Source organism: Streptomyces sp. NPDC059668, from assembly GCF_042734135.1.
Taxonomy (GTDB): domain Bacteria; phylum Actinomycetota; class Actinomycetes; order Streptomycetales; family Streptomycetaceae; genus Streptomyces.
The window spans coordinates 43660-57963 of record NZ_JBHWEL010000006.1 but is presented as its reverse complement, the minus strand read 5'-3'; the positions used below and the strand labels follow the sequence as shown (position 1 = coordinate 57963).

General features: G+C 72.2%; 10 protein-coding genes, 2 tRNA genes and 1 pseudogene. 9 read left to right on the top strand and 4 right to left on the bottom strand.

Annotation, left to right across the window (positions count from 1 at the left end):
* The 5 genes from ACFV2J_RS07130 (at window position 1) to ACFV2J_RS07110 (ending at window position 5382) form a co-directional block, all read left to right on the top strand.
* A complete protein-coding gene (locus ACFV2J_RS07130) occupies window positions 1-1062 on the top strand; it encodes an acyl-CoA dehydrogenase family protein (protein ID WP_385090314.1) in 1062 nt (353 codons plus the stop codon).
* Window positions 1063-1190: 128 nt separating this feature from the next.
* Window positions 1191-1616 (top strand): MaoC family dehydratase, encoded by a 426-nt coding sequence (locus tag ACFV2J_RS07125; RefSeq protein WP_385090320.1) that lies wholly within the window; start codon window positions 1191-1193, stop codon window positions 1614-1616.
* A complete protein-coding gene (locus ACFV2J_RS07120) occupies window positions 1613-2803 on the top strand; it encodes a lipid-transfer protein (RefSeq protein WP_385090311.1) in 1191 nt (396 codons plus the stop codon). Before ACFV2J_RS07125 ends, ACFV2J_RS07120 begins: the two co-directional genes overlap by 4 nt.
* 196 nt (window positions 2804-2999) lie before the next feature.
* On the top strand, window positions 3000-3563 hold the full coding sequence (locus tag ACFV2J_RS07115) for a SigE family RNA polymerase sigma factor (RefSeq protein WP_385090309.1): 564 nt from the start codon (window positions 3000-3002) through the stop codon (window positions 3561-3563).
* A gap of 142 nt (window positions 3564-3705) precedes the next feature.
* Complete coding sequence (locus tag ACFV2J_RS07110) at window positions 3706-5382, top strand: long-chain fatty acid--CoA ligase (protein WP_385090306.1); 1677 nt, start codon at window positions 3706-3708, stop codon at window positions 5380-5382.
* A gap of 119 nt (window positions 5383-5501) precedes the next feature.
* Here the strand turns inward: ACFV2J_RS07110 and ACFV2J_RS07105 are convergent, their stop codons facing one another.
* Together ACFV2J_RS07105 and ACFV2J_RS07100 are read right to left on the bottom strand one after the other, a co-directional pair.
* Complete coding sequence (locus ACFV2J_RS07105) at window positions 5502-9779, bottom strand: PAS domain-containing protein (RefSeq protein ID WP_385437631.1); 4278 nt, start codon at window positions 9777-9779, stop codon at window positions 5502-5504.
* A 254-nt stretch (window positions 9780-10033) separates the two neighbouring features.
* Window positions 10034-10720, bottom strand: a complete 687-nt coding sequence (locus tag ACFV2J_RS07100) for an SSI family serine proteinase inhibitor (RefSeq protein ID WP_385085819.1) — start codon at window positions 10718-10720, stop codon at window positions 10034-10036.
* A 241-nt stretch (window positions 10721-10961) separates the two neighbouring features.
* Here ACFV2J_RS07100 and ACFV2J_RS07095 point away from each other — a divergent pair.
* Window positions 10962-11052: transfer RNA gene (locus ACFV2J_RS07095), tRNA-Ser, on the top strand.
* 193 nt (window positions 11053-11245) lie between these two features.
* Window positions 11246-11318: transfer RNA gene (locus ACFV2J_RS07090), tRNA-Arg, on the top strand.
* Window positions 11319-11401: 83 nt separating this feature from the next.
* Here ACFV2J_RS07090 and ACFV2J_RS07085 read toward each other — a convergent pair.
* Window positions 11402-11837 (bottom strand): annotated as a pseudogene (locus ACFV2J_RS07085) (site-specific integrase); the annotation flags it as partial.
* Window positions 11838-11953: 116 nt separating this feature from the next.
* The gene (locus ACFV2J_RS07080; RefSeq protein ID WP_385085817.1) at window positions 11954-12562 is read right to left on the bottom strand and encodes a hypothetical protein; all 609 of its coding nucleotides are present in this window, start codon (window positions 12560-12562) and stop codon (window positions 11954-11956) included.
* 888 nt (window positions 12563-13450) lie between these two features.
* Between ACFV2J_RS07080 and ACFV2J_RS07075 the strand changes: the two genes are divergently transcribed.
* A complete protein-coding gene (locus ACFV2J_RS07075) occupies window positions 13451-13672 on the top strand; it encodes a hypothetical protein (protein WP_385085815.1) in 222 nt (73 codons plus the stop codon).
* A gap of 215 nt (window positions 13673-13887) precedes the next feature.
* Window positions 13888-14283: a hypothetical protein gene (locus ACFV2J_RS07070; RefSeq protein ID WP_385085813.1), complete on the top strand. Its 396-nt coding sequence runs from the start codon at window positions 13888-13890 to the stop codon at window positions 14281-14283.
* Window positions 14284-14304: the final 21 nt, after the last annotated feature.

Here is a 14304-nt window from a genome sequence, read left to right as displayed (position 1 = left end):
ATGGACTTCACACCCACCGAGGAGCAGGCGGCGGCCCGCGACCTGGCCGCCCGGATCTTCGGGGACCTCGCCACGCACGAGCGGCTGGCCGCCGCCGGGAGCGGGAGCGACGCCGAGCTGTGGAAGGCGCTGTGCGCGGCCGGGCTGATCGCCGCCGTGGCGGAGACCGGGCTCCTCGGTCTGGTGCTCATCCTGGAGGAACAGGGGCGGACCACCGCCCAGGTGCCGTTCGCGGCGAGCTGCGCGTACGGACTGCTGCCGGTGGCGGCGCACGGTTCGCCGGAGCAGCGGGAGCGGCTGCTGCCCGGGATCGGGGACGGGACGGTGGTGGTGTGCGGCGCGGTCTCCTCACCGTCGCCGGTCCGCGTGACGGCCGAGGGGCGGTTGCGCGGTGTCGTCCCGGCGGTGCCCTGGCTGCGGGACGCCACCCACGCGCTCGTCGCCGACGACCGGCGCCGGCTGTGGCTGGTGCGCACCGCCGACGCGCGGTGCGAGCCGGTCGAGCTGACGGCCCCCTGGTCGGCGGGACGGCTCGTCCTGGACGGCACGCCGGGTGAGCGGCTGGGCGCGGGGGCGGGCCGGGAGCCGGGCGGGGACGCCGAGGGCGTCCACGCGGACGTGCTGGCCACCGCCCGGACGGCCTTCGCCGGGCTGCAGGCCGGAGTGTGCGCGGGGTCGCTGGCGCGCGCGGTGGAGCACACGAACACGCGCGAGCAGTTCGGGCGCCCGCTCGCCACCCAGCAGGCGGTGCAACTCAGGGCGGCCGACGCGTACATGGACACTGAGGCGATCCGGGTGACGGCGTACGAGGCGGCCTGGCGGCGCGACGAGGGGCTGCCCCACGTGACGCACGCCCTGACCGCGGCCTGGTGGGCTTCCGAGGCGGGGCGGCGGGTCGTGCACGGCGGCCAGCATCTGCACGGGGGGACCGGCGCCGATCTGGAGCACCCCGTGCACCGGCACTTCCTGTGGGGCCGGCAGCTCGACGCGTACCTGGGCTGTGGGGACGAAGTGCTCCAGGAACTGGGGGAGTTGCTCGTGAGCGGCGAGGGAGGGGCATGACGGCCGCCGAGGACGTACCGAGGACGGGACGCGCCGACGATCCGCCGACAGGGAAGGCCGCCGACGATCCACCGACGACGCAGCCCGGTGGCGATCCGGCGACCGCGAAGCCCGGTGGTGATGCGCCGATCGCGAAGCCCGGTGGCGATCCGGCGACCGCGAAGCCCGGTGACGAACTGCCGCCGCTGGAGATCGAGATCACGCGCACGCTGATCGTGGCCGGCGCCCTCGCCTCGCGGGACTACCAGGACGTGCACCACGACGCGGAGCTGGCGCGGCGCAAGGGGTCTCCCGACATCTTCATGAACATCCTGACCACCAACGGCCTGGTCGGCAGGTACATCACGGACCACTTCGGACCGCACGCCGTCCTGCGCAAGGTCGCCGTCCGGCTCGGAGCGCCCAACTACCCGGGCGACACGATGGTGTTGACCGGCACGGTCGAGGAGGTCTCCGGCGACACCGCGACGGTCCGGGTCGTCGGGGCGAACGGCATCGGCAGACATGTGACCGCGACGGTGACGGTCACCCTCCCGCCCGGGGGCGCGGCATGAGCGTACGGACGAGGGACCGCCTCGGCGGACGGGCGGCGATCGCCGGGATCGGGGCCACCGAGTTCTCCAAGGACTCCGGGCGCAGTGAGCTGCGGCTCGCCGTGGAGGCGGTGCGCGCGGCCCTCGCCGACGCGGGCCTGACACCCGGGGACGTGGACGGGATGGTGACGTTCACGATGGACACCAGCCCGGAGATCACCGTCGCCCAGGCGGCCGGGATCGGCGAGCTGTCCTTCTTCTCGCGGGTCCACTACGGGGGCGGGGCGGCCTGCGCGACCGTCCAGCAGGCGGCGCTCGCGGTGGCGGCGGGCGTGGCCGAGGTGGTGGTCTGCTACCGCGCGTTCAACGAGCGGTCGGGACGGAGATTCGGCGCCGGGGTGCGGCAGCGGGAGCCGTCGGCCGAGGGGGTGGCGCTCGGCTGGGCCCTCCCGTTCGGGCTGCTCACCCCCGCCTCCTGGGTGGCGATGGCGGCCCAGCGGTATCTGCACACGTACGGGCTGACACCCGACGCCTTCGGCCCGGTGGCCGTGGTCGACCGGAAGTACGCGGCGACGAACCCGGCGGCGTACTTCCACGGCAGACCGATCACCCTCGCCGACCACGCCGCCTCGCGGTGGATCGTGGAGCCGCTGAGACTGCTGGACTGCTGCCAGGAGACGGACGGTGGTCAGGCGCTGGTCGTCACCTCGGTGGAGCGCGCCCGGGACCTGCCGCACCCGCCCGCAGTGATCACGGCGGCCGCCCAGGGCGCCGGCCGGGCGCAGGAGCAGATGACGAGCTTCTACCGGGACGACCTGACCGGGCTGCCGGAGATGGGAGTGGTGGCGCGGCAGCTGTGGCGGACCTCCGGGCTGGCCCCCGCCGACATCGACGTGGCGATCCTGTACGACCACTTCACTCCGTTCGTGCTGATGCAGCTGGAGGAGTTCGGGTTCTGCGGACCGGGCGAGGCCGCGGACTTCGTCGCCGCGGAGAGCCTGCCGCTGAACACCCACGGGGGACAGCTCGGGGAGGCCTATCTGCACGGGATGAACGGGGTGGCGGAGGCCGTACGGCAACTGCGCGGCACGTCCGTGAACCAGATACGGGGGGCCCGCCGCACCCTGGTCACCGCCGGTACCGGGGTCCCCACCTCGGGGCTGATCCTGGGGACGGACGGGGAGGAACGGACGCCCGGGGTCTCGTGAGGACACTCCCGGGGCCGGTGCGGCGGCCGCCGTGCCGCCGCCGTACGGGTCCCTCAGGGGTGAACCCTCAGGGTGCGGGCACCGCTCGTCCACCCTCAGGAGGTGGAGCAGGCCCCCGTCCTACAACCTGAGGGGGACACCGCTTCGGGACCTGCGGCCGATCCGCAGGAGTAGGGGTCACTCCTAGCGTGGAGGCATGACCACACCCGTCTGCACCAGCGGTGCGAACGTCGCGACGCGGACCTTCACGTACCCGTCGTATCCGTCCTACCCGTCGTTCGCGTCGTACATGAAGGCCCGTCAGCCGGTGCTGCTGCGCACCGCCCGGTCGCTGACCGCCAACCCGAGCGACGCGGAGGATCTGCTGCAGACCGCGTTGACCAAGACGTATGTCGCGTGGGAGCGGATCGAGGACCACCGGGCGCTCGACGGTTACGTACGGCGGGCGCTGCTGAACACGCGGACGTCGCAGTGGCGCAAGCGCAAGGTCGACGAGTTCGTGTGCGACGAGCTGCCGGAGCCCGACGGGGTGCCGGCCGGGGACCCCGCCGAACAGCAGGCGCTGCACGACGCGATGTGGCGCGCGATCATGAAGCTGCCGGCGCGGCAGCGGGCCATGGTCGTCCTGCGGTACTACGAGGACCTGAGCGAGGTGCAGACGGCGGAGGTGCTCGGCGTCTCCGTCGGGACGGTGAAGTCGGCCGTGTCGCGGGCCCTGGGCAAGCTGCGTGAGGACCCCGAGCTGGAGCCCGTGCGCTGACTCCGGACCGGTGTTCCGCGGTCCCTCACGCGGCTCCCTCCGCGGCCGCCCGGCCCCTGTGACTTGATCGATCACCCGGACCTAGTGACATACCGAGCGGTATGTGCGCAGAATCAGCGCAACCCTTACCACCGCGTAGGCAATGTCGCCCCGGGAGGACGCCGTGCTGAGCACGATGCAGGACGTACCACTGCTGATCTCGAGGATCCTGACCCACGGGTCGGCCATACACGGCACATCACAGGTGATCACCTGGACGGGTGAGGGAGAACCGCAGCGCCGTTCCTACGCCGAGATCGGCGCCCGTGCCGCCCAGTTGGCGCACGCGCTGCGCGAGGACCTCGGGGTCGTGGACGACGACCGGGTCGCGACCCTCATGTGGAACAACGCCGAGCACGTCGAGGCGTACTTCGCGATCCCCTCCATGGGCGCGGTCCTGCACACCCTCAACCTCCGCCTCCCCGCCGAGCAGTTGGTGTTCATCGTCCAGCACGCCGCCGACCGCGTGATCGTCGCCAACGGCTCCCTGCTGCCCCTGCTCGCACCCCTGCTCCCCCGGCTGCCGACGGTGGAGCACGTCGTCGTGTCGGGTTCCGGCGACCGCTCACTGCTCGCCGGAGCGAGCGTGCGGGTGCACGAGTACGAGGAGCTCATCGCGGGGAAGCCGACCACGTACGACTGGCCCGAGCTGGACGAACGCGCCGCCGCGGCCATGTGCTACACCTCCGGCACGACCGGCGACCCCAAGGGCGTCGTCTACTCCCACCGCTCGATCTACCTGCACTCCATGCAGGTCAACATGACCCAGTCGATGGGCCTCACCGACCAGGACACCTCCCTCGTCGTGGTCCCGCAGTTCCACGTCAACGCCTGGGGGCTGCCGCACGCCACGTTCATGTCCGGCGTGAACCTCCTCATGCCGGACCGATTCCTCCAGCCCGCGCCGCTCGCCGAGATGATCGAGGCCGAGCGGCCGACGCACGCCGCGGCCGTCCCCACCATCTGGCAGGGACTCCTCGGCGAACTGCACGCCAAGCCCCGCGACGTCTCCTCCCTCACCCAGGTCACGATCGGCGGCTCGGCCTGCCCGCCCTCGCTCATGGAGGCCTTCGACAAGCTGGGGATGCGGGTCTGCCACGCCTGGGGCATGACGGAGACGTCGCCGCTGGGCACCGTCGCCCGGCCGCCGGCCGGTGCCGTGGGCACGGCCGAGGAGTTCGCCTACCGCCTCACCCAGGGCCGTTTCCCGGCCGGTGTCGAGGCCCGTCTCACCGGCCCCGGCGGTGAACGGCTCCCCTGGGACGGCGAGTCCGCGGGCGAGCTGGAGGTGCGCGGTCCGTGGATCGCCGGCGCCTACTACGGCGGCCAGGGCACCGAGCCCCACCGGCCCGCCGACAAGTTCAGCGAGGACGGCTGGCTCAAGACCGGTGACGTCGGCACCATCAGCCACGACGGCTTCCTGACCCTCACCGACCGCGCCAAGGACGTCATCAAGTCGGGAGGCGAGTGGATCTCGTCGGTCGACCTGGAGAACGCGCTGATGTCCCACCCGGACGTCACCGAGGCCGCCGTCGTCGCCGTCCCCGACGACAGGTGGGGCGAGCGCCCCCTGGCCACCGTCGTCCTCAGGGAGGGCTCCACCGCCGACTTCGCGTCGCTGCGCGCCTTCCTCGCCACCGAGGGCAGGATCGCCAAGTGGCAGCTCCCCGAACGCTGGACGATCATCGGGGCGGTCCCCAAGACGAGCGTCGGCAAGTTCGACAAGAAGGTGCTGCGCAGGCAGTACGCGCAGGGTGAGCTGGACGTGACCAGGCTCTGACCCCCGTACGCCGGGCGGGCGGCCCCACGGCTCCCCGCCCGGCGTACGCACACGCACGGGCCGTCACCGTCGTACGAACGCCGCGGCCCCGTACGGACGCCGGAGGCCGGCGCGTGGGGTCAGTTGGTGCCGATCCGTGCGAGCAGGTCGACGATCCGGTCCTGCACCTCGGCGCTGGTCGAGCGTTCGGCGAGGAACAGCACCGTCTCCCCCGCGGCGAGCCGCGGCAGTTCGGCCTGGTCGACGGCGGCGGTGTAGACGACGAGCGGGGTGCGGTTCAACTGCCCGTTCGCCCGCAGCCAGTCGACGATGCCGGCGCGCCGGCGCCGTACCTGCATCAGATCCATCACGACCAGGTTCGGCCGCAGCTGTGAGGCCAGCGTCACCGCGTCCTCGTCCGTGGACGCCCGCGCCACCTGCATGCCACGCCGCTCCAGCGTCGAGGTCAGCGCCAGCGCGATCTCGGCGTGCTCCTCGATGAGCAGCACCCGCGGCGGATGCTGCTCGGAGTCCCGGGGCGCCAGCGCCTTCAGGAGCACGGCGGGATCGGCACCGTACGCCGCCTCCCGCGTCGCCTGCCCGAGCCCCGCCGTCACCAGCACCGGCACCTCGGCGGCGACGGCGGCCTGGCGCAGGGACTGGAGCGCCGTGCGGGTGATCGGGCCGGTCAGCGGGTCGACGAAGAGCGCGGCCGGGAACGCGGCGATCTGCGCGTCCACCTCCTCGCGCGAGTGCACGATGACGGGCCGGTAGCCGCGGTCGCTCAGCGCCTGCTGGGTCGTCACGTCCGGAGCGGGCCAGACGAGCAGCCGGCGCGGGTTGTCCAGCGGCTCGGGCGGCAGCTCGTCGTCCACGGGCCGCGGGTGCGGCTGATCGGCGACCTCGACCGCGCCGCCGGGACCGTCCAGCGGCTCGGGGCCCTCGTCGGCGTTCTTGTCCGGGGCTCCTATGGCGTACGAACGTCCGGCACCGTCGGTGGCGCCGGGCAGCCGGGTCCCGGGGGCCTGACCGGCCGTCGGGTGCGCGCGGGCCGCGCTCTCCGGGCGCTCGGAGACGGGCGTCGGGGGCGTGCCGAGCTTGCGGCGGCGGCCGGAGCCGTTCGTCTGGTGCGGGGGAGGCGTGGCGGACTGCGTCTGCGCCGACGCCTGCGATCCGTTGGAGGCACCCTGGCGGCCGAACGGGACACCCTGCCCGAGAGTCCGCACGCTGATCGCCCGGCCCTGCGTCGAGTTGGGGTCGACCGGCGCGGCGGCCTCGGCGGGCAGCGGCTGGGCGACCCGCGCCTGCGGCTGGGGTCGCTGCGAGGGCTGCGGCTGGGCCTGCGCGGGCAGTTCGGGCGGCAGAGGGGTGCCCGGGGCGGGACTCTCCGGTCGGGGCCGCGGCGGCTGGGGGGCGGCCGCGGCGGGAGGTACGGGGGCCGCCGGGGCGCCCGGCCGCACGGGGGCGGGAGTCCCGGCACCCGAGGTGTCCTCGGCGTTCGGGGCCGGCCAGGCCAGGGGGGCCGCGGCGGGACGGCCCTGCGCGGGGGCGGCCTGTCCGGGGAGCCCCGGCACGGGGGGCGACTGTACGGGGGCGCCTTGCGCGGGCCCTCCCGTCGGACCGGCCGGGACAGCGCCCGGCGGAAGGGCACCGTGCTGGACCGGACCGGGCTGGGCGGGCGCCGGGCGGACCTGGGGCGGCTGTACCTGAGGCGACGGGAGCGGACCCGGCGGGAGCGCGCCCGGCTGGGCCGGAACCGGTGCCTGCTGGGCGCGGCGCCGGCCCGACGATGTGGGGACGGGGTGCGGCTGGGGCGGGGTGTGCTCGTCGGCCGGGCCGGCGGACATCACGTCGTGACGGCCCTCGACGCCGTGGAGGTGCCCGGCGCCCACCGCGGCACCGCCCTGCTCCAGGAGCCGCTGCTGGGCGAGTTGGGCCTGCTGCGCCTGCTGGGCCTGGATGTACTCGGGTGAGCGGTCCGCGTCCGCGGGCGGGAGCGCGAACACGGGACGGGCACCGGTCTCCTGCGCGGCCGCGGCGCGTTCGGCCGCCGCGGCCAGGGCGCGCCGCCGCCGACCGCCGGCCGGTGAACCCTCGGCGGACCCGCCGGCCTCGTGCGGCCCCTGGTCGCCGGGTGCGCCCGGCGCGCTCGTCGCGACCTGGGCGCCCGGAGTGTTCGGCGCGCCGGCGGCCACGGGCAGCGCGGGCGGCAGCGCGTGCTGTTCCCCGTCACGCCGGGCACGCCGCCCGGAGGACCCGGACGGCCCGGCGGACCCGGCGGGCACGGGCACTCCCTGCGGAGGCACCGTCCCGCCCAGTCCCGTACCCACGGCCGCGGTCCCCGCCCCGTGCTCGCCCGCCATGACGACCGCGCCCTCGGAGACGGCCTCGGTCCCGCCGTCACCCGCGTCCTCGACGACACTCGGCCGCCCGCGCCGGCGGCCGGTGCCCCCGGAGCCGTCGTCACCGGAGACCTCGGCGCCGGACCCCTGCGCGGGCACGGACACCTCGGCGGTGCCCTGCTCGCCGGCCGCGCGCCGGCGGCGCCGTCCGGTGGGAGCGACCGCGCCGCTCTCGGACGCCACCGGCTCCGCGGCGGCGACCTCGCTCTCCAGGAAGGCGTCCACCGAGGACCGCCGGGCCCGTCGCCTGCCACCGCCCTGGTGCGAGGCCTGCTCGGGCAGCGCGACCTCGGCGCCGGTGGAGGCCGGGGCCTCGATCTGCGGCATCGCCGGGACGGGGGGTACGACGGCTCCGGCGCCGGTCCCGATCGGCACCTCCAGCACGAACGCGCTGCCGCTCATCCCGGGCACCTCGTGCGTCTGCAGCACACCGCCGTGCGCGCGCACGATCCCGCGCACGATCGGCTCGTGCACCGGGTCTCCCCCGGCGTACGGCCCGCGCACCTCGATCCGTACGACCTCGCCGCGCTGCGCCGCCGCGACCACGACGGTGTTGTCCATGTAGCCGCCCGCGGACACCGGCGTGTTGCCGGTCGCGTCGACGCCCGCGACGTCCGCGACGAGATGCGCGAGGGCCCTCGCCAGCAGTCCGGCGTCGACCTGCGCCTCGATGGGCGGCGCGTGCACGGCGAACTGCACCCGCCCGGGCCCGATCAGTTCGACGGCGCCGTCGACACCGGCCGCGACGACCGCGTCGAGCATGACGTTCGTACGGACGATCTGGTCGGCGCCGGAGTCGAGACGCTGGTAGCCGAGCACGTTGTCGACCAGCGTCGTGATCCGCGAATAGCCGGCGGCGAGGTGGTGCAGGACCTGGTTGGCCTCGGGCCACAGCTGCCCGGCGTCGTCGGCGGCGAGCTTCGACAGTTCGCCGCGCAGCTGGTCGAGGGGACCGCGCAGGGACTGTCCGAGCACGGCGAGCAGCTGGTCGTGCCGGGCCGCCAGCGCCTCGTAGCGGTCCTTCTCGCGCTCGCCGAGCGCCGCGTACCGGTCGTCGCCCGCGGCGAGTTCCTCCTCGTGCCGCTCGCCCGACTCGGCGAGCTCGGCCGCGTGCTGTGCGCGCAGGGCGTCGAGCTCCCCGGCGTGCTCCTCGGCGATGCGTGCGAGCTCCTCGGCGTGCCGGGTGGCCTCGGTGTCCTTCTCCTCGACGAGGGTGTCGTACGGCCGGCGGTCGGTGAAGGTCATCACGGCGCCGACGAGCTGGTCCCCGTCCCGGACCGGAGCGGTCGTGAGGTCGACCGGAACCTTGTCCCCGGACTTGGACCACAGCACCTGCCCGCGCACCCGGTGCTTGCGCCCGGAGCGCAGGGTGTCGGCGAGCGGGGACTCCTCGTACGCGAACGTCTCGCCGTCGGCGCGCGAGTGCAGGATGAGGGAGTGCAGGTCCTGCCCGCCGAGGTCGCTGGCCCGGTATCCGAGTATCTGGGCGGCCGCCGGATTGACCAGCACGACCCGTCCCTCGGTGTCCGTCCCGACCACGCCCTCGGCCGCGGCCCGCAGGATCATCTCGGTCTGGCGCTGTGAACGCGCGAGTTCGGCCTCGGTGTCGACGGTGCCCGACAGGTCGCGCACGACGAGCATGAGCAGTTCGTCGGCGGTGTAGCCGTGGGTGTCGTAGGCCTGCTGGCCGTTCTCCAGGTTCGCGCTGGTGACCTCGACCGGGAACTCGCTCCCGTCGGTGCGCCGCGCGACCATCCGGGTCGGCTTGGTCCGCCCGCGCTCGTCGATGGTGTCGGGCCTGCGCATGGACCCGGGGATCAGCCGCGAGTCGAACTGCGGAAGCAGGTCGAGCAGTCCACGTCCCACCAGAGCGGTGCCCGGGGCCTCGAAGGCCTCCAGGGCGATGGTGTTGGCGTTGACGACGGTTCCGTTGGCGTTGACCAGCACCAACGCGTCGGGCAGCGCGTCCAGTATGGCTGCGAGGCGAGCAGCGCCTCGGGATGGCCTGCTGCTCACGAGACGCTTCCTCCCTGTTACCGCACCTTGCCGACCGCGAGGGCCATCTTGCCAACCTGCCCGCAGCGTGTCACGCGAGGGAGTCTACGGGCAGAGGTCGCGCTCGCGATGCCGGATGAGAGGGAGGTCGCACGCAGAACCGACGCGGATGAGACGTAGAACCTGTGACCGTGCGTTTCGGCCTTCCCCCCGGACCATGATCCCGCTGTGTCCCCCGCCGGGCGCCGGTGCCGCCCCGCGTGACCGTCACGCGGCTACAGGCCGGTGCCGGGCAGCAGCGGCACGAGGGCGTCCCAGCGGGCGATCTGGCATCCGTCGGAGCGGTCGAACCGGGCGTCGACGGGCCGTCCGGCCCAGGTCCCGGTCACATGGGCGGTGGCCGGCCCGCCGTAGAGCATCGTGCAGACGGTGTCGGGCGCGACGGGGGCGAAGGGGTCCTTGCCCCAGGTCGTCCGCCGGTCGAGCGTCTCGCACGCCTGCTCCGGGGCCGGGTGATCGCCACCGGCTGGATGACACCGCAGCTCGTACGTCCCGTCGCCGGTGCCTCCCAGGTGGCGGACGGTGACGGTGAGCCGGTCCCCGGAGTCCTCCGTGCGGACCGGCGGGGGCATCAGGACGGCGGCGGGTCCCGTGCGGGGCTCCTCCGGGCGCGTGGCCTCCGGGTGCGGGCCTTCACCCGGTGCGGTCTGCGCGTGCGCGGCGGCGGGCACGGCGGACAGCACGGCGGAGACGGACACGGCGGTGGCGAGCGCGAGCCGGGAGGCGAGGGGAGGCCGGTGTCCGGGGGCGGGCCGGCGGACGGAGACGGAGGAGGCCCGGGGCCGGCGGACGGAGACGGAGGAGGCCTGGGTGACGGAAGAAGAGGACCGGGAGACGGGAGAGAACAGAGAGACGAAGGAGGACAGGGGGGACCAGGGGGACAGGGGGGACAGTGAGGGCACGGAGGTGAGGGAGGGCGGAGAGGCGGGGGAGGTGGGAGAGGGCTGAGGTGTGGGAGCGGGACGACGCGACATGACCTGACTAACGCCCCGCGCCCCGCCCGGTTGCGCGACGCCCCGAGGGCCTGGGGGACTTTGCTCTGCGGCCCGCCTGCCTAGTACCGTAGGAGCCGATTGGTGACAGCCCACCCGGCTGTGTCATCATCTGCAACGCACCACTCGCGCTCGCGCGGGCGGTAGTGCTGGAGGCGTCGCCTAGTCCGGTCTATGGCGCCGCACTGCTAATGCGGTTTGGGCCTTAAAGCCCATCGAGGGTTCAAATCCCTCCGCCTCCGCAGCAAGATCCGAAGCCCCGGTCCCTGTGGACCGGGGCTTCGGCGTTACGCCCTCACGGAAGTGCGTTTCCCCAGCTCACAAGGGGTGCGGCCAATGGATTTCACATGGCGGCGGCAGTCATGTAATGTTCTTCCTGTCGCCGCGAGCGGGTCAAAAGCCCGGAAGCGCGACGGCGGTACAACAGCAGAACAAGCACTCGTAGCTTAACGGATAGAGCATCTGACTACGGATCAGAAGGTTGCAGGTTCGAATCCTGCCGAGTGCACACAGGTGAGAGGCCCCGGAGAGATCCGGGGCCTCTTGCGTTTTCGGGCCGTACAGCAGCGAAGTACAGCAACCGTGCCAGTCCGTACCGCCCATGGCGTCCGACAGCTTGCCGATCGCTGCGGGCACCTCTTCCTCGCTCGCCTCGGCGTAGGCCTCCATAGTCATGGCGATCTGCGAGGGCCGCAGGATGCGCTGGGCCACCTTCGGATGGACCTTGAGCGCGACCAGAAGCGAACTGCGCGTGTGCCAGGTGTTCCGCAGCGGGATCAAGCGGGATCATCCGGAGGCGGGCACGGCGGGCACGGCGGGCACGCAGAGCGAACATGCGGGCCCGGTTGCCCGGCTCGATCGGGGTCCCGTACTTCGTGGTGAAGATCAGGCCGTGGCTGTCCTGCCAGAGATCCCCGGCGGCTGCCCGGTCGCCGGCCTGCTGGCCATGACGCATCCGCAGCGCCTTCAGGCAGAGCGCCGGCAGAGGAAGGAAGTCGTCGGAGTCCTCGGTCTTGGTCTCGCGGTTCCCGAGTCCCTGCGGGGCCTGGCCGAGCGGAGCGCAGTCGGCTGGCCCCGTACTTCGCGGGTGGAAGCGATGAGTGGATTCCGGCAGCACTGCGCAGTCATCTGGCCCCGCAGCTCTCAACGACCGTTTTGTTTACGCTCGTTGTGCCGCAGCGCGCGACGCTGCTTTCCCCGCAGGGTGGCGGCCAGCTCGCCCACCAGGGAGACGTCGTGGCAATTGCCGTCCCGGCTGCCCCGGCACCACCACACCGGTGGGCCGGCCGCGTCGGTTTCGCCCTGGTACCAGTCGTCAGTGGTCCCTGCGGGACGAGCGTGCATTCCGATCTTGTGTTCCCAGCAGATCGGCCAGACCTGCCAGAGCAACTCCATGACGGTCGACTGCGCCGCATCTGCGACCGCGGTCAGGACCGTTGTCGCATCGTCCGGCTCTGGCGGGTCACCTTCCTCCAGGTCGCACGCATTCACCGAGTTGCCGTGCCAACGGCCGTCGGCCATCGCCACGTAGACCTGCCCCCTGTCGATCCCGTTCGGGGGCAAGGGCTGCCCAGAGGGGTCAACCATCAGTATCAGCGCGTCCTGACCCGGCAGGGTCGCCGTCAGGTCGCGATTGATCACCGCGAGCGCGGCCTCCAGCTTCGCCCACTGACCGGACTCGGCCCGCCTGGGCTCCGAAAGCTGCTGCCGGTCATGACCAGGATCGGTGCTGAAATGCGAGAAGTACTTCACCGGGGCATCGTCCCAGCCATGCCGTCCTTCACCGGTGGCGGAGGGCGAAATCAGCTCAGATCTCTGGCCAGCGGGGGTGGGTGGGTCCCAAGCCGAACCAGCAGCCTGCGAAGTGCGGGGCTAGCGACCGCTGTTACAGATTCCTCTACTTCATCAAGCCCCGCCCGATGGGCGGGGGAGGCGGCCCGCCGAGCCACGGCCCGCAGAATCCGGCAGGCCTCAGCCGTGGCGCACTTGAGAGAAGACACTTTCATCCCGTCTGCCATCGACCCAGGCAGAGCCGAGCAGACGCGGCCCAGGGCGTCCCGGTCGTTCGTACAGTGGCGCGCTCCACCTGGACGCCCTGAACCACACCCGCTCCACGGATTGTGGGCCGACGGCAGACGGGATGGAAGCCGAGGCCAGTGGTGGGTGAGGTGCGACAGATGGCACATGCGAGCCCACGCCACTGCCATTAGGGTGCCGCATGAGGGGGGATTGAGATGGCAGACAAGAACAGATGGTGGCATCACCCACACGGGAACCTGGTAGGCGTGATACCGATCGCGGTGTATCTCGTCACCGAAGACGATAAGTTCATACGTTGCGTAGGGGCCTTGAGCCTCGCACTCGCGGCCGTTCGTTATGGGAAGGACCTGGCCACGTGGTCCCCCGCCAAGACCGACTCGCCCCTGACACCAGCGGATGACACCAACAGTCGCCGACGGCGGCGGTCAAGCCTGGACGTCAGCGACTGATCAGCCACGACACGATAGGGGCTGACCACCGTCGACAGGGCCCTGTGATCGACCTGATAAAGATGAGACCAGACCTCAAAAAAATCGCGATATAGCCTACGGCTGAAGGAGAACAGCGAAGGCGGGGAATGCAATGCGGAGAGCGGTAATCGTGTCTAAGGCCGTACTCACGGTGATAGGCACGTGGCTTGCTCTCGTGCTGGCGATCGCGCTTCCAGCCCTGCTTCCGGAGCGGTGGGAGTACTACATGATCTCCCCCGCCAGCGTGGGCCTGTGGATGCTTTGCATGCTCGTAGGACCCGTCGCAGTCTGCTGGAAATTGCGCTCCTGGATACGGACGGTCCCCGGTGATCCGCGGCGGCTGGACATCTGACCGGCGAATCCAACGGGCCCCGCGCCGTCCACTCTCGTGCCAGAACAGGCGGGGACCCAGGGGGAACTACGGTGCTCAAAGCGAGGATCGGTCCACCCCTTCCAAGGGTGGAAACCCACAGGTCAGGCCCAGAACTACCCAACCTCGCTCCTAAAGCGGGCGTACGCCAGGTGTGAACGTCCCGGCGTGTGATGCCGCCATGTCATCATCGGGCGATGCTGACCGAGGAGGACGCGCGCCGACTGGTGCTTGCCGAGATCGACGGCGCACGGAGCTGCGTCGAGTTCGACCTTCAGATCCTGCGTGTGGAGGCCTTGCCGTTCGGGTGGATCTTCTACTGGGGTGCGGTCTGGGATGGTCAGAGCGGGGCGCGCCCTCGGTTGGGAGGCAACGGTCCCTTCCTGGTGGATCGTGAAAACGAGCGGTTGGTTCGAACTGCCACCAGCGTCCCCGTTGTCCGTCAGATCGCCGACTACGAACGGCGGCTACGACGTGAAGCTCACGCCCGGAATCTGGCAGCGAAGCAAGCCGTACAGCAGCGCGGTACCGCAACCCCAGCGACTACCCCCGCCCATCGGCGTCCCTCAGGGACCCTGGAGCGATCGGAATGACCGGCGTTGACCGAACTGGCC